Source organism: Paenibacillus sp. D51F (assembly GCF_053345695.1).
Genome location: NZ_JBKFAO010000013.1, coordinates 1 through 16,746, shown reverse-complemented (window position 1 = coordinate 16,746; position 16,746 = coordinate 1). Strand labels below are relative to the sequence as shown.

Below are 16,746 nucleotides of genomic sequence, written 5' to 3'. Positions count from 1 at the left end.
CGTTATCCATGACGGAATACAATTCGTATGAAACGGTGATCGGGCTTGAAGTGCATGTGGAGCTGCATACCGCCAGCAAAATTTTCTGCGGCTGCTCGACATCGTTCGGCGCGCCGCCGAATACCCATACATGCCCGATCTGCCTCGGCCATCCCGGCGTATTGCCGGTGCTGAACCGGCAGGCGGTCGAGTACGCGATGAAGGCAGCCATGGCGCTTAACTGCACCGTTGCCGATATCAGCAAGTTCGACCGTAAAAACTATTTCTATCCCGATTCTCCGAAGGCGTATCAGATTTCCCAATTCGATCAGCCGATCGGCGAGAACGGCTGGATCGACATCGAAGTGAACGGCGAGACGAAGCGGATCGGCATTACCCGCCTCCATCTGGAGGAGGACGCCGGCAAGCTGACCCACGTAGAAGGCGGCTTCGCCTCCCTCGTGGACTTCAACCGTGTCGGCACTCCGCTCGTGGAGATCGTATCCGAGCCGGATCTCCGTACCCCGGAGGAAGCGAAGGCCTATTTGGAAAAGCTCCGCGCCATCATGCAGTATTGCGACGTGTCCGACGTGAAGATGGAAGAAGGCAGCCTGCGCTGCGACGCCAACATCAGCCTGCGCCCATGGGGACAGGAGAAACTTGGAACCCGTGCCGAGCTCAAGAACATGAACTCTTTCCGCGGCGTGCAGCGCGGACTCGAGTACGAGCAGATGCGGCAGGCCGACATTCTGGATGGCGGCGGTACCGTCGTGCAGGAGACGCGCCGCTGGGACGATTCCCAGGGCAAAACCTTCTCCATGCGCGGCAAGGAAGAGTCGCATGACTATCGGTATTTCCCCGATCCTGACCTGGTTCGGCTGCTGATCGACAGCGAGTGGAAGGAGCGCGTCCGCGCTTCCATTCCGGAGCTTCCGGATGCACGGCAAGCTCGCTACACCTCTCAGTACGGTCTGCCTGCTTATGATGCCGGCGTCATTACCTCTTCCAAGAAGCTGGCTGATTTCTTTGAAGAAAGCCTGGCGTATACGAACGATGCCAAATCCGTGTCCAACTGGATCATGGGCGATCTTCTCGCTTATCTGAATCAGACGGGCAAGGAGATCGACGGCGTCGCGATCACGGGCCAAGGCTTGGGAGAAATGATCGGCCTCCTCGAAAAAGGAACGATCAGCGGCAAGATCGCCAAGACAGTATTCAAGGAAATGCTCGAGAGCGGCAAGCTTCCGCAGCAGATCGTGGAAGAGCAGGGACTCGTCCAGATCAGCGACGAAGGAGCCATTCAAGGCATTGTCGAAAAGGTCGTCGCAGCGAACCCGCAGTCGGTGGAGGACTACCGCGCTGGCAAGGAAAAAGCAATCGGCTTCCTCGTCGGCCAAGTGATGAAGGAATCCCGCGGCAAAGCGAACCCGGGACTCGTCAACAAGCTTTTGACCGACTATCTCAACCGTTGATTTCACGGCCGTTCCCTATCGGGAGCGGCTTTTTTCAATATGCCATGTGAGCACGAAGTTTATCGCTCCTGCTCGTCTTGACCGTTACGGAACCTTGCATCCGTGTTAAAGTATGAGGAAGCGAAGAATGCTTCATGTCGACGCATGCAGTAAGGTACAATAGCCTGAAAAGGCGCGCAGCAACGAAGAGAAAGGATGGGATGACATCATGAGCGCATCCTTGGCTGCGAGCAGCCCGTGGTATATCAGCGAATGGGAGATGCTGCTCCGGCTGCTGATGGCTGTTCTGCTCGGCGGGCTTGTCGGTTTCGAGCGGGAGCAGTCGAATCATGCGGCGGGGCTTCGAACCAATATATTAGTTTGCCTTGGCTCCTGTCTGCTGATGCTTTTGTCGGCATATGGATTTTCAGCCTTCATCAACGAGACGAATGTCCGTCTCGACCCGGCGCGACTGGCTGCGCAAGTCATTACGGGCATAGGTTTTCTGGGAGCGGGCACCATCTTATTTACCGGGAAATCCATTACGGGCCTTACGACGGCCGCTACGCTATGGGTCGTTTCCGCCATCGGACTTGCGGTCGGGGCTGGATTTCTGTTTCCTGCCGTGTCCGTCACGGTGATCGTCCTTATCGTCCTTATCGTCCTTAATAAAGTCGAACGCAAATTCAGCAACGGAAAAAAAGAACATCACCTGCAGATTCTGGCTGACGAAACGAACGCTCTTCTTCAGGCGATCAGCGCTCTTCTCCAGCAGCAAGGCATCGTCATGCGCAAGATGTCGCTGCAGGAGCACGGGGACTGGGAAATGGAAGGGCCGAGGGTGATGCTGCTGCTGTATGTCAATTTCCCCCGATCGTGCAATATGATCAAGTTGCTTGAAGAAATCAAATCGCTGGATGGTGTGCATGCCGTGAGCGCGGAATGAACAATACCCGATCCCAACCGAAACGTCGCTGGCTTGCCGGGCTGCTTGCTTTTTTGCTTCCCGGCGGAGGCCATCTCTATATCGGTCGCTATGGACGCGGCCTGGTCATTTTGCTTGCGGTGCTGCTGGATCTGGCGGCTCTCGTCCGATTTTCCGATGCAACGAGCGGCAGCCGAGCCCTTTTGCTCGTTTATTTGGGAATGGCGCTGCCGGCGCTGTATTTCGTCAGCGTGTTCGATGCCCTGCAGATTGCCAGCCGCAGGCGTCTGTCTGAAGACGAAGCGCGCCTTCAGCCGGAGCATGCAGGCTTCGCGATGACTCATAGCATGATTCTTGTCGCCGGTGGAATCATTCTGTTTTTCCTTATCCGTCCGACAAGAGCTGTCCAGCCAAGACTGGATTGGCTTGGGGATATGGCATCGGGAGTCATTCTCCTGATCATCGCCGGATGGATGGCTTTTCGGATCAAGCCGGGCTTCTTCCGCTTCGGCAGGCTCAGCAGCGCCGCTGTGCTGGCCGCATGCGGAGTTCTGCTGTTGTGGGATCAGGTTGCGGGACGCAATGACATCGGGCTGTTAGCCGACTGGTGGCCGCTCTTGTTCGTCCTTGCCGGGATCGAAATGCTGGTCTACCAGCTGCTGGAGAGGAAAAAAGCTGGCCGCCGGCTGTCGGCAGGCGCTGGCTCGCTTCTTGCAGCGCTTCTGCTTGCAGGATCAGCCTACTCGATTACCCAATATGGAGGGCTTCCTTTCCGCTGGCTGGACCAATACGGAACGGGTGCGAGGATGGAAAATCTTTCGGAGGAAAAGGGGTATAGCTACAGCTTGAAGCCAGTATCCGCCGTAATTACGGAACCGCTGAACGATGTCGTGGTCGATAACCCCAACGGAGACGTGTCGGTCGTACCTTCGACAGACCCGTACAGCCGGGAAGTAACCGTTGAAGCGATGCTCTGGGTCGATTCCGACAACAAGCAGGAAGCGGATCTGGTGGAGCAAAAATCAGCCGTCACCCTTTCTGCGGAAGGAAAGCTGCATATCGAGACGAAGGGGATGCCTTACGGCGCCAACGGGGCGCGGATGCCGCGTTTCAATCTTCGGATTACGATTCCAGCCGATTTGGAGACGCTGCTGTCCGTTCCAGGAGCATCCCCTTCTCCGGTTCCTATTTCGACGGCAACGGCCCTGCCAGGAGAGAATGTTCCTGATGGTACGGAGCCATCCCCTTCTCCAGAGGCGGACGCTGCGAGTCCCGCTCCTCCTCCCGCTGCTCCTGAGAGATCGGTCAAATTCCTGCTCAATGCGGGCAACGGCTCCGTCAAGCTAAGCGGCATCCGCGCAACCGGCGGGTTTGTCGTACGCAATCGCAGCGGTTCCATCGAAGCGATGGATTTGACCGGACCGCTGGAAGCAGGCACTAGCAACGGCGAGGTGAAGGCCCGGAGAATTACCGGAGACGCGGCGTTGTCGGCCAAGGAAGGAGCGATCTCAGCCTCGTCGATCCATGGCAAGCTGACCGCTTCCACGGCCAATGGCAATCTGGACATCAACGATGTCCGTGGTGAAGCGCTGCTCGAGACGAGGAACGGATTCATCCATGTCCGTGAAGTCAGCGGGAGCGTGCAGGCGGATACGCTGAATGGAGAAATCAGCCTGGCAAGCTCTGTCGTCGGGGGCACTTGGGACATCAACAGCTCCATTGGCGAAATTCTCTTATCCTTGCCGGCGGACGGCTCTTATACGGTAGATGGATCGGTTACCTTCGGGACGATCCGTGCCGAGCTTCCTCTCCAAATCGAGAAAAAGACGGTTAAAGGCCAAATCGGGCTCGGTACGTACCGGATCCGGGTCGATGCCAACAGCGACATTCGGATTACCTCTTATCCTGGTCCCGGATGAAACCGCATAGGCCCATCGAAAGAGAAAACTTGGATGGAAGCCTCTTCATTGACAAAACGTAAAATCCAGGCTTACAATAGAACTACTACAAAGTAAATACAACTATAAACTACGAAGGACGTGATCGGGAATGGGAGCCAGCGTTGAGCAAGCTCTGGAGCAGCTGAAGGCAAGCGGCGTCCGCATGACCCCGCAGCGTCACGCGATACTTGGGTTTCTGATGAATTCCATGACTCATCCGACTGCGGACGAGATCTATAAAGCTTTGTCACCCGACTTCCCGAGCATGAGCGTCGCTACGATCTACAACAACCTGCGTTTGTTCGTCGAGGCAGGCTTGGTCAGGGAGCTGACCTATGGGGATGACTCCAGCCGGTTTGATGCCGACTTGTCCGACCACTATCACGCCATATGCAAAGTATGCGGAGATATCGTCGACTTTGAGCATCCCCCTCTCATGGAGGTGGAGCAAGCCGCTTCCAGAGAGACCGGATTCCGTGTCGAAGGACATCGAATGGAAATTTACGGGGTATGCACGCAATGCGCTAAAACGACCGTGAATTGAAACCGTTTGGAAGCGATGCTTCCAAACGGTTTTTTTTTATTTGCATGAATATAGCCCTCTCTTAATAGACTCATAGAGAGGAGTCGATCAACTTTTTGCGTTCCGTATTCGTCTAATCTTTGTATACGCAAGGAGTGTGAGCAATGAGAAGGGGCATGACCTCTGCGGGCAGGCGCAAGGGAAGAGGATTTCGCCGCTTGCTGGGATTTTGTGTATGTATCGGTATCATGGCAGGAGCATGGGCAGGATATCAGCTTCTTATGCCCAGCAACGAACAGGAGACGCCGGTGTTCTCGGTCGAGCATCCGCTGTTTTATAAAGGCCATTTCATGGAAGCGGGAGCTCTGCTGGAAGGCGATGAGATCAAGCTGCCGATCGAAGCCGTCACTTCCATGCTCGGAAGCGAGATTCCGATTCGCTATGAAGCCGATTCGGAATCCATCATTTTAACCAATGGCAGTCAAGTGCTGAGGATGAAAACGGATACTCTCACCGCCAAGCTTGGCAGCAAGCCGTTCAAGCTGGCTGTCGCACCGGAAACCCGGAAGGGCATCGTCTATGTGCCTTTGACTCCGCTGAACACGCTGTACGGCGTCCAAGCGCAAGTATCGCCGGCGACTGGAGCCGTGACGCTTGCCAAGGGAGGCGACAGCGTCCAGTATGCGATTCCTGGCAAAAAGGAGATGGCTGTCCGCAACGAGCCGAGCATCCATAGCGCTTATATTGAAAAGGTTCCATTGGAGGGCAAGCTCACGGTCTGGAAGGAAGAAGGAGATTGGTACTCCGTCCAAGGGCCAAGCGGGTACAGCGGTTATGCCCGCAAATCGGAGCTGCAGCTGTCGGACAAGCAGACGACCCAGGAGCCTGTCGAACAGCAGCCTGAATTGGCGTGGAAATCGACCGGACAAAAAATCAATATGACTTGGGAAGCGGTGTACAACGCGGCTCCCGATCCGGCCAAGTTCCCCGCCATGGAAGGGGTCAACGTCGTCAGCCCCACCTGGTTCGAATTAATGGACGGAGCCGGGCAAATCCGCAGCAAGGCGGATGCCAACTATGCGAAATGGGCGAGAAGCAAGGGTATCCAGGTGTGGGCGCTGTTCAGCAACGGCTTTGATCCGGAACGGACGACTCAAGCTTTGGCCAATGTCGAGACCCGCTTTTCCATGATCCAACAGCTTTTGGCCTACGCCAAAATGTACCAGCTTCAAGGCATCAACATCGATTTCGAAAATGTACGGACTTCCGACAAAGGTGCACTCGTTCAATTCATGCGCGAGCTGACGCCGATGCTGCATGAGCAGGGTCTTGTCGTTTCCATTGATGTGACGCCGAAGTCCAACAGCGAAATGTGGTCCTTGTTCCTGGACCGGGCCGAATTGATTCAAAGCGTCGACTACATGATGCTCATGGCCTATGACGAGCATTGGGCATCCAGTCCCGAGTCGGGCTCGGTCGCATCGCTGCCTTGGGTGGAAAATTCGATTTTGAGGCTGCTGGAAGAAGATAAGATTCCTGGCTCCAAGCTTATTTTGAGCATGCCTCTATACACGCGGATCTGGACGGAGAAAACCGCTTCGGACGGGTCGGTGAAAGTATCGTCGAAGGCTGTCGGAATGAACAAGATCAGAGAGCTGATCGCTACGAATAAGCTGAAGCCGGAATTTGATCCGTCAACGGGCCAGAATTACGTTCAGTACCCCATAGAAGGAGGGCTGAGCCGGATATGGATCGAAGACAAAGTCTCCCTGGAGGCGCGCATCGCCTTGGTCCATAAATACGGATTGGCAGGCGTGGCCACATGGAGCCGCTCCTTCCAGGCGGATGATATCTGGTCTGTCATCCACAACGGCCTCAGCAATCCATCTTGATTCAAGGACGCTTTAATCACGATCAAAAAAGCCCTCGGCGCCATGACTTCCAAGCGAAGTCGCTGCGCGGAGGGCTTTTATGAAATTCAGGCCTGGGACGAAGGCGGAGCGGCTGCCGCCGGTCCCGAATCGGTCTTGCCTGCAGCGGCAGGAAGCTCCTCTTCGCTGTCCAGACCGTGCGTCGCCATATCTTTGTCCAGCGTGAGGATCGTCTTGCAGTACATGCAGCGGTCGGTGCGTCCAAGAATTTTGGTCTGGCGTCCGCATTCCGGACAGATGAGCATGACCGCGCTGGTCGAGAGCATGCCTGCCCAAAAGTAGATGCCGACGCTGACGAGCAGGGCGATCATGCCGATAACCATGAATACGGCGGCAATCACTTTGCCGGTCTGGCCCCAGAAAACGATGCCAGCTGTACCAAGAATCATAACCCCCATGCCGACAAGGATGAGGACAAGCCCCCAGAGGCGGAACTCGTTGATCTTGCTGGATTTAAGTAGCACTCGAATTCATTCCCTTTCATTGGCTCGGGCATAGCGGCCCGATTTCTTGTAAGCAAGGCAGGAAACCGCCTGTTTTTGTCGAATCATACCCTACAGACTAATATTATAGCGGAAACTTCTGGTGGAAGCTATATGGGGGATAACCGTTTGGAACTTATGAAAAAACACGTTTCGAGTATGCTCCAGTTTGAAGAAGGAGTGATCGGGCTTGTGTCTGTCTCTCATCCCTATCCGTTTCATCCGCAGATCGACGGGTTGGACCTGCTGCTGCTCGTCATCACGAGCTCGGCATGCAATCAGCCATCGATCGAACATTTGCGAATGGAAGGGCAGCGCGTCATGATCCGCCGGACAACCTGCGTGGGCTTGGAGCAATGGGTTTCCAACGGGAGTGACAGCAAGATCATCGAATGGCTGCTTCGAGGAGACGTTGTCTTCGACAAGGAAAGCTTCCTCGTACAGATCAAGGCACGCATCAGCCAATTCCCGGATGAGCTCTTGAAGCGGAAGCTGCTTGTGGAGTATGAGGCTTTTTTGAAATCATGCCTTCAAGCCAAGCAAAACCTTTCGGACGGGTTTCAATTCGATGCTCATAACGATATCATCAAAACACTGAATCATTATGCCCATATGGAGCTGATTGAAGCGGGACTCCATCCGGAGCCTTCCGTTTGGCGGCAGATGAGAAGATTCCATCCGGGTATTTATAAGCTGTATGAGGAGCTTACGTCGAGTCCGGAGACGCTTGAACAGCGCATTCAGCTCGTGCTTCTCGCTTGCGAGTTTTCGATCATGAGCAAAATGCGGTCCTGCTCCGCTCTGATCTTTCATATTCTGGAGACGAGGGAGGAGCCTTGGAGCATCATGGAACTGACGAGCCATCCTTCCATGAACGGGCTTCATGTGGATCTTTCAATCATCCTGCAGAAGCTCGTTCAGCGAGGTTATGTTCGGGAAGTCGCTGTCATGGCCGATCCTAGTGAATCCGATGAGCTTGAGCTGAGATACAAGCTCCCGAGTTAAATTTGTTGTTGATTAATGATTCCACATGGATATAATAGGAAGAAATGAATGATTTGGAATCGGGAAGCACCCGTCCGCAGCTGATGCTGGGACGGGTGTTTTTTTGTTCTGGATATGGAATAAATCATTAAAATTCCCGATATAAGGCAAAAAGACGTTTTTGGAGGAATGCAACATGGTTCGGTTGGTGTTTATTACTTTGTCGGCTATGGTTATGCTCGCCGGTTCGGGTTTGATCATGTATGAATCCATCAGCTCGACCAGATCGATGGTTATTGCGGAGCAGGCTTGGGAACAACGATAAAATTTTTGTACCTTTCACTTTTCCTAGATGGCAATTAAGAACGTTTCCTAGTGTTGGCTTAATTATAACAGGGAACACCAATACAGTTACCTACAGTGGAACTACTATACCCATTTTATTAATCTGTATTATTCCTAAAAAGCGGACGGCTATGCATATTTCCGTCAAATGATAAAGGAAGGACAAAGTCTAGCATCCATTTTACCAATGAGAGTAAGTCGCTGCTCTATCGCCCGATCAAGTCATATAAGACCAAACACAAATAGGTATAGGAAACAGCAAGATTATAACAAATGTTAAGGAGCGGATTAAATGAAACTATCCAAACTGACCACCTGTCTAACAGCTGCAGCTCTTATCCTTTCTTCCGTTTCAGCATCGATTGAGGCAGCTCCATCTATTGCCGCCAGTGCTTCCTTTAAGGACGTGAAATCCAGCGACTGGTATTACAGCTCGATTCAAAAACTCATCTCGGAAGGGCTGGTCAATGGATTCGAAGACGGCACGTTCAAACCCAATAAAGAGATCAGCCGGGCTGAATTCTTAAAGCTTGTTGATGTCTCCCTTCAACTGGATATCCCCGCGAACTTATCCGGCAAGCCCTGGTACACGCCGTATGTAAGCGCAGCTGTAGAAGCTGGCATACACAATACATCCGATTTTAATGGAAATTGGACTCAGCCGATCAGCCGCCAGGAAATGGCGCGCATTACAGTAAGGGCCGTTGATCAAACGTTGCGGAATACAAAGACTAGCGACACGCAGTTGGTCTATGAAGCAACGAAGCGCGGAATCCTGTCCGGCCTAACCGGCGGCGAGCTGGGCTTGAAAGAAAATTCTACACGCGCTCAGGCAACGGTTATTGTGGATCGTGTGCTTACGGTTCTAAATGGGGGGAATCTTCCTGCAGACAAACGAGCAGCATCCTATGCAGAGGTTGCTTATCGAGGAATAAATGCCGAAACAATGTGGGAAACATCCATGATTAGACCATTTCCATTCACAGAAGATATCTCCCCTTATGCTAAAGGTACATTTAAGCAAATGCTCGTAATAGATTTAGCTGACAAAAATAGTCCTTACAGAAATCTAGTGCCGAGTCTTATCAGAGCAGATGGTAAAAGTTGGAGCAACGATTATCTATTAGCTTTCAATGTAGTTATGACTGCTACAAATACATTACAAAATACTGAACGCTACCTCAGAGAGATGATAAGTAATCCTTATATGAATTTCGCAGCCATTTACCCATCAAATTCCGAATCTAAATTAAATAAACTTCAAACCTTGAAAGCACAAAAAAACAGCACGACCGAAGTATGGCATCTCGTCACCATAGATAAAAAGGATTTTACCAATATTAAAAACGGTAATTGGCCTTTCTTGTACTTTGATTGGTCCAATAAGCAAAATAAGATTTATTTAGAAAAAGAAGGACGGATTTTCGGTGGTGGTAACAATTGAAGAACTTTTTCGTAATCCTTTTACTTCTTTCATTTATTACGTCTGATATTTCAGTATTTTCACAACCAGTCTCAGCTGCATCTTCAGATACATTTACCAGTACATTCAGTTCAACCAATAATCCTGGATACCAAAAATTTTATCCGAGCCAGATAATCAATGACTTCAATATTAATGTTCCCCAATATCAAAGCTTCGACGTGAAATCATATTCAATCAAAAAAAATGGCTTAGAAAAAGGGCAACTTGGTTCGTACAATAAAGCAATAAAGAAGATTGAAATACCTCAAATCAATGGTGACCCAATAAACGTTGATTCTGCAGGAATTTCCACTATGTATTTTTCTATATGGAGAGATTCAAGTGGTAGGAATTGGAGGACTGGCAAAAGCTCTACAGGAGACTTCATATGGAGTGCGCCATCGGAAACCATTACTGGCGGGGTTTCTCAATATCCAGGTTTAATTCCAAGCACAGATAATAGCGGAAAGAGCATCCCCTTGGAATTAAGATATTCTGATGGGAGCGCTGCTTCATGGTCAGATAAAATACCCCCACCTGATTCAATGTTTACAGCCTCACAAGAGGAAGTGTCAATTTCTAAAATTGATCCGAAATCAATTAATATTACTCAAGCTACCCCGAGCACTAGAGGTCTAGTTATAGATTATAAAGGAAAGGGCGCTGACGGTTACGGTTTTCTGAAAGTCCACAAACAACTGAGTGCAAATTATAATTTTGAAGGAATTGATTACCGCGTTGATAATTCACTTGGCGGAAACGTTCAAGGTAGAGATTATTTACTTGATTCAAATACAGTTTGGTCTGGTGTGACATATCTTTTGGAATATGAGGTAACTGTTACATACGAAAGGATAGGAACCCCAACTAAACCAGATTTGATTGCTGACGACATTACCGGCCCAACTGCCATCGAGGTCGGCAAATCAGCGACCTTCACGGCCACTTATCATAACGAGGGCTTGGATATCAATAAAGCCTTCAATGTAAAGGTGACGGACGAAAAAGGAGCCACACTCAAGCTCGATATCAAACCATCAATTAAGAGTGGTGAATCGGCCAGCCTGACGTTCACGAGCACCTTCACAGCCAATACCTCTAAGACCTTCAAGCTCACAGTAGATAGTGGAGCTGTCATCGATGAATCCAATGAGAACAACAACACGGTTCAGCGCACCTTTACGCCTGGTGCAACTCCGACACCGACGCCAACTCCGAACAAAGAGATCAAGGCCGATTTTGACGTCCTGCCCTCTTCAATTGATTACGGGGATAGCTTCACAGTCCACCCGAAGGATCTGCAGCTGGGGAGCTGCACGTATACCGGTCACATGTACAAATACGTCCGCGGCAGCAACGAAAGCGTCACCGGATGGTTCAGCAGTTATTCTGATACGTCCTATACCCGGTCAGACTATCCAAGAGCAATCGGGCAAGGCAATCATCAGGTCTATATGAAAGTATTAACCGATTGCGGAGCAACCGATTGGATCGGCCCGAAGCCCCTCGAAGTCAAAGGGCCAAAGAACAACCATCCACCAACCTTCAAAATTGCTTGGGTAAAGCGCGGCGAACCGACAAAGCCTGTTCGTCAAGCTATGGAAGGAGATATCCTTGATCTTGTCGTTATTCAAGATCCATCAATCCCTACCCCAAATGATCCGGACGGGGATGACTTCATCTTTGACGGTTTCGATTACACCCGAGGAACGCCATGGATCAAAAGCTTAAATGGCAAGTACCCGACAAATGAATGGGGCATGTACGAGGTTCGAATGGAGAAAGGCACTCATACGGTCTACGGAACTGGCCGCGACCAATGGGGAGCAACCGCAGAGGCCAGCACCTTCATAAATGTTCTCTCGCGAAGTCCCATCCCAATCATCAAATGCCCGGCTACGGTCATTGAAAATCATTTCATTCCAAGCAGCTCATTTGATTCCAGTGGCAGCTATAGTCCAGATGGGACACCGATCGATCATTCCCGCGACGAATGGCAGAACAAGTTAACCAGTTATGCGAATGGGACCGGTCAGGATATCATCGTGCAGGTCCAACTGGCTGTCTATGATACAAAAGGACGGAGATCCGATGCCCCGGCAGTCTGCGATATTACGGTGAAGCCAGATATACCGCCGGTGGCCAAGCTAGATGTGCCGACACTTGGAATCCGAAACGAACCCAATATCATTCTGAATAAGTCATACAGCCCTGACGGCGATGAGATTGTGACAGCAAAATATAAGTATAAATATGACGCGCTGAACAATGGCTTTGCAGATGATCCTTGGCAGACATTAACCGGGACGTTGAAGCAAGTCACTTTTGCCGGCAGCAAGGTCGGCAAGTACTTGTTTTGGACAGAAGTAACCGAGGACTACGGTCTGACAGGCAATACAGATAATCAAACCCAGCCCACGCTTACGCTGAATATCGTGAACAATGCTCCAGAGGTATCCTTCGATCTCAAAGGCAAAAACCCGCAGCCGGATCTGGACGCCAGCACGACTATTCGTCCGGAGAAGATGCTCGAATGGCCTGTTTATGTCCCGAACACATTGGAACAGGTGTACGACAAGCTCAAGCTGTGGAGTGTTGACGGCGGCAGCTTGGTCGGTGGCGAAGGCCGCAATTTCGGCGGGGCAGCGAACAACATGAACCGATACGAAATGAATAGAGCAACAGGAAATGACACTGTATTTTGGACAATGGGAACGCAAGCCGACAATGGATTCGGACCCAACTCCCTTTCGCCTTGGCGCGCACTCACGAACAAGAACACCTTTAATGACATCATCCTAGATAAAGACAACGAACTAATGCAAGTTAGAAGTGACGGCAACATTTTGTACAATCACTTCCTGCCTCAAGTCTATTCAACGAAGAAACTCACGATTTTTTCTGGCTACAAAGGCTCAAGCTACACGATCTATGGCTTAAATCCAAAGAAGTTATCGCCTGTCGTGTGGGATTACAGCAATCCCTATTCCCCTAAACGGAAATGGACGAATGGCAGCCCGTATGAGTACATGATCACCATCGACAATGCCTACCGGAAGTGGTTTACGGTATCGGGAACCTACCTGTATCTAATCCAGACGGCTCAGGGAGAAGTAAGGGTTGCTGCCTACAATGTAGCAACTGGACAACTCGTCAAGGAAAGAAGCTTCACCTCCAGCTTTGACGGAACCGTAGCAGAGCGAGACAAGTCATGGGGATCTTTTGACGAATGGAAAATATCCCGTTCCGGAAATGACGGAACCATCATTTTTAGCAGCTTCTACAATAATCATTCCTCCGACTACACGCTGCCTGACGGCGGGGATGCAGGATACTTCGTCAAGCTTGGTCCTGATTTATCTCCGAAGCGTCTTGGAACGATCAAATCCGTACCATTAAGGCCGGGAACGTATTGGACCGGCTTTGATTATCATATTGCGGATGAATGGTATACCGACCCATATGGGAACACATACACGTATGAAGGCCATGGCACTAAAATTACTTCAGGACAGACATGGAACCCGATTCACTCTTACCTGGACTTAACGGTTAACAAATACGACTCCAACATGAATCTAGTCTGGAAGAAGTACCTGAATGAAATCAATCGAGAAGCCGGACTAAACAGGAACCAGGTCGGGTTTTACCGGGGGATGACGACCTTGAATTATCATCCAATGACGATGTCGCCATCGACGGATGATTTATACGTCCCTCTTGTTCAAAACGGGGGATCGACAAACATTGAATCCAGCGTGCTGCGGCTGAGCATGCGGGATGGCACAATCAAGGAACAGCTCCCCGCAGGAACGAGCACTTTCCTAGATTGGAACGGAAACAGGACGGGAAGCAACACGACCCTTACAGCGGATAATGCCAACACCGGCGGCGACTGCAATGCTTACGGATGCGCATTTTTCCGAGAGTACACAGGCAACGGGGTGCTGTTTGAAGTCTTGGAACCTGCCTACCCGCAAAAAATTCCTTACGTCTATATGGCCGTAGGTAATCCTACGACCGGTCCACTCGCACGACAAACGTTCACGAACGGACAGATGGTATCCGACGTTTCGCTGAACGATGCGGAGATGAAATTCAGTCTTCGCATGACGGATGTGGACGTTGATCAGGAGAGCATGGGATTCAGCTTCCGCATGCAGGATCCACGGAACCGGTACGCGATAGAGACGGATGGACACTCGTTCGATCTGGTCAAGTATGTGAATGGATCCAGGTCCGTCCTGCAGAGCGGCAGCTACCCTTTCCAGTCGGATGTCAGCTACGGATTGAAGGTCAAGACAGTAGGCAATAATATCGAAGCGTTCCTGAACAACATTCCCACTCTAAGCGCCACAGACGGCCAGTTTACAGAGGGCAAGTTCGGATACTACGCCAACAAAGCCTATGTCAGATTCAGCGCTCTGACTTACAAGGCCGTCGAAAACAAAGTGGAGTGGTCTGCGGATTATGCCATTTGGGATGAAGGCACGGCGCGGGCTGATGTGCAGTATGAAAACATTCAGTTCTTCGATCCGGAAGGCGATCCTAGAGCGGGCTCCTACTTATGGAGCTTTGAACACACGCCAAGATTCCTGAATAATCAGAGCTTGTCGGCTCTCAACGGCCGCACGTTTGAATCCGAGCAGCTGACTTTTGATAAGGTGGGGGATTACCTCGTCAGGCTGCAGGCAAAGGACGATCCGCATCCGGATTACCGCTATCCGGACGATCGATTCGGAGAATACCGTAAAGATTCGAATCCTTTCATCAAAAAGGTGACGGTTCACCGGCGCCCGGTTTCTCAGTTCACGGTATCGCCTGCAGCGGATGGAAAGGTCATCTGGACCGATAGCAGCTATGATCCGGACCGATATGTTAGTTCAACTAACTTCTCTACGGAGAATACTGGCATCGATTATTGGACGACAAAGGGAATCTTGGAGAAGAAGTTCTACTATGTGACGCCATCCGGGGAAACCGTCTATCAGAAACTCGTCACACCTCAAGAAAGAGGAATTTACGAAGTCGGGATGGCCGTCAAGGATGAGTACGGGGCTTGGTCAGCGTATTCCATTCAGACGGTGAACATAGGGGTTATACCTGCCCACAACACTCCTCCGATTCCTGGATTCAATCAAACGTACATGAGCACTTTTCGTGGCGTTTCCATCACGTTTGACTCCACTGCCTATGACAAGGAGGACGGAAGTCGGGAGAATCTCCCTCATACTTGGTATTTGCGAAATGCAACGACCAACGGCGGGGAATCGATAGCCAGCAGCTCTCGTACGAGCTGGCAAAAAACGTTCAGCAGTCTCGGGTTGTTCCGCATTCGTCAATTGGTGCAGGATTCAAGCGGGTCTGAGGCCCAGATGGAAAAACAGGTAACCATTCTTAATCGGTTGCCGTCTGTCATGCTTGCCGATCCGGCGAGCAAGGATCAGCTTAAGCCAACCGAGATGATGGAACGGAAGCCCTTATTCCGATTTGTTTATTCCGATTCTGATCAAGATGTCCAAACTCGTTTTCAACTTATCGTTTACCGGTATGGCGGAGAGAAGCTATTCGATTCCTCTGTCCTGCCAGGCACGGCCAATAGCTGGAGACCGAATTCCGATTTGCCCGAGGGTGTCTATATGTATATACAGGTCCGCGTTTTCGACGGGTTTGACTGGAGCGCATGGAGTGATCCCGGTTATTTCTGGATCAAGCCCAATCGACCGCCTATCGCCGAATTTGACTGGTCGCCTAAACCTACATATGAAGGGGACTCGTTGGTACTGCTGGATCGCTCCTCTGATCCTGATGGGGATCCGCTTACGGAAACGTGGGAGATTGCCAGCCCATCCGGGCAACGTACCATTGTGAACAGTGCTTCGACGATTATTTCGGCGGAGCCAGGGATGTACCGCGTTCGGCTTGTGGTGAGCGACGGCAAACTTCAAAGCGAGATAACCAAACAGATCCAAGTCCTGCCGCTCACTTTGACTGGCGATATTGAACATACATCGGAATGGCGGCGTATCCATGCCGATGCAGGCCATGCAATCAGCGGAAATCCAAAGGATTTCTACGCGGGCGAGAAGTGGATCGTCTATGGTTATGTTTCTCCGGCGCCAGTGCGTTACGTAACTGCTTATCTACGGGCTGTCGGGAAAGACGGCGGCATAATGGAGACAAGAACGGTGCTTAAGCCTACGCTTGCCAATACTGTCTATAGCGGAGAAATGCACCACGCCCAGTGGGGGGAATTGGACTCGGGTTTGGAGAAAGGCCTGTATTCCGTTCAATTCGAGGTCCAGTATGAAAACGGCGTTCGAAAGAAAGCGGAAGTTCCGCTGCGGATTATCGGTTATACGGCGGGAGCAGCAGGTGTTCATCGCCAGCAATAAGGCAATGCCGCTTCGGGGGCTGACGACAAGAACAGAATATCAATAAAATGTCGAACAGCCCTTGACGGCTCCTTGATGCATGTGTTAAATTAAATCTCGCCGCTTCGAGAGGGACAGAGAAAAACGCAGTGTTATCAAGGGATTCAAGAAATCTTGAAAAATTATGCTTGCGCTAATCTAGGCGACTGTGATATATTATGAAGGTCGCCGCTTGAAAGCGACATGGAAATTTGTTCTTTGAAAACTGAACAACGAGTGAAGCAAGTCAACGTTATAAATGAGCAAGTCAAACACCTTTATGGAGAGTTTGATCCTGGCTCAGGACG

General features: G+C 50.9%; 9 protein-coding genes. 8 read left to right on the top strand and 1 reads right to left on the bottom strand.

Annotation, left to right across the window (positions count from 1 at the left end; translation table 11 throughout):
• Window positions 1–8 precede the first annotated feature (8 nt).
• From gatB to ACLBWT_RS19360, 5 genes are all read left to right on the top strand, one after another.
• Window positions 9–1,451: an Asp-tRNA(Asn)/Glu-tRNA(Gln) amidotransferase subunit GatB gene (gene gatB / locus ACLBWT_RS19380; RefSeq protein ID WP_447664768.1), complete on the top strand. Its 1,443-nt coding sequence runs from the start codon at window positions 9–11 to the stop codon at window positions 1,449–1,451.
• Between the two features lie 208 nt (window positions 1,452–1,659).
• Window positions 1,660–2,376 carry an MgtC/SapB family protein gene (locus ACLBWT_RS19375; RefSeq protein WP_447664767.1) on the top strand — a complete coding sequence of 239 codons (717 nt, stop codon included), beginning with the start codon at window positions 1,660–1,662 and terminating at the stop codon, window positions 2,374–2,376.
• Window positions 2,373–4,274: a DUF6677 family protein gene (locus ACLBWT_RS19370; RefSeq protein WP_447664766.1), complete on the top strand. Its 1,902-nt coding sequence runs from the start codon at window positions 2,373–2,375 to the stop codon at window positions 4,272–4,274. Before ACLBWT_RS19375 ends, ACLBWT_RS19370 begins: the two co-directional genes overlap by 4 nt.
• 130 nt (window positions 4,275–4,404) lie before the next feature.
• On the top strand, window positions 4,405–4,839 hold the full coding sequence (perR, locus tag ACLBWT_RS19365; protein WP_447664765.1) for a peroxide-responsive transcriptional repressor PerR: 435 nt from the start codon (window positions 4,405–4,407) through the stop codon (window positions 4,837–4,839).
• A gap of 260 nt (window positions 4,840–5,099) precedes the next feature.
• On the top strand, window positions 5,100–6,710 hold the full coding sequence (locus ACLBWT_RS19360) for a glycosyl hydrolase family 18 protein (protein WP_447664764.1): 1,611 nt from the start codon (window positions 5,100–5,102) through the stop codon (window positions 6,708–6,710).
• Window positions 6,711–6,796: 86 nt separating this feature from the next.
• Here ACLBWT_RS19360 and ACLBWT_RS19355 read toward each other — a convergent pair whose 3' ends face one another.
• Window positions 6,797–7,213: a YgzB family protein gene (locus ACLBWT_RS19355; protein WP_447664763.1), complete on the bottom strand. Its 417-nt coding sequence runs from the start codon at window positions 7,211–7,213 to the stop codon at window positions 6,797–6,799.
• Between the two features lie 132 nt (window positions 7,214–7,345).
• Here ACLBWT_RS19355 and ACLBWT_RS19350 point away from each other — a divergent pair, with 132 nt between their 5' ends.
• The 3 genes from ACLBWT_RS19350 (at window position 7,346) to ACLBWT_RS19340 (ending at window position 16,420) form a co-directional block, all read left to right on the top strand.
• Window positions 7,346–8,236, top strand: coding sequence for a nucleotidyltransferase-like protein (locus tag ACLBWT_RS19350; RefSeq protein WP_447664762.1), 891 nt, complete (start codon window positions 7,346–7,348; stop codon window positions 8,234–8,236).
• A gap of 616 nt (window positions 8,237–8,852) precedes the next feature.
• A complete protein-coding gene (locus tag ACLBWT_RS19345) occupies window positions 8,853–10,004 on the top strand; it encodes an S-layer homology domain-containing protein (RefSeq protein ID WP_447664761.1) in 1,152 nt (383 codons plus the stop codon).
• Window positions 10,001–16,420, top strand: a complete 6,420-nt coding sequence (locus ACLBWT_RS19340) for a CARDB domain-containing protein (RefSeq protein ID WP_447664760.1) — start codon at window positions 10,001–10,003, stop codon at window positions 16,418–16,420. Before ACLBWT_RS19345 ends, ACLBWT_RS19340 begins: the two co-directional genes overlap by 4 nt.
• The last annotated feature ends 326 nt before the right edge of the window (window positions 16,421–16,746 follow it).

Coding starts and splice junctions, on each gene's coding strand:
- perR (WP_447664765.1), top strand. CDS start 4,405: ATGGGAGCCAGCGTTGAGCAAGCTCTGGAGCAGCTGAAGGCAAGCGGC.
- ACLBWT_RS19350 (WP_447664762.1), top strand. CDS start 7,346: ATGGGGGATAACCGTTTGGAACTTATGAAAAAACACGTTTCGAGTATG.
- ACLBWT_RS19375 (WP_447664767.1), top strand. CDS start 1,660: ATGAGCGCATCCTTGGCTGCGAGCAGCCCGTGGTATATCAGCGAATGG.
- gatB (WP_447664768.1), top strand. CDS start 9: ATGACGGAATACAATTCGTATGAAACGGTGATCGGGCTTGAAGTGCAT.
- ACLBWT_RS19360 (WP_447664764.1), top strand. CDS start 5,100: ATGCCCAGCAACGAACAGGAGACGCCGGTGTTCTCGGTCGAGCATCCG.
- ACLBWT_RS19345 (WP_447664761.1), top strand. CDS start 8,853: ATGAAACTATCCAAACTGACCACCTGTCTAACAGCTGCAGCTCTTATC.
- ACLBWT_RS19370 (WP_447664766.1), top strand. CDS start 2,373: ATGAACAATACCCGATCCCAACCGAAACGTCGCTGGCTTGCCGGGCTG.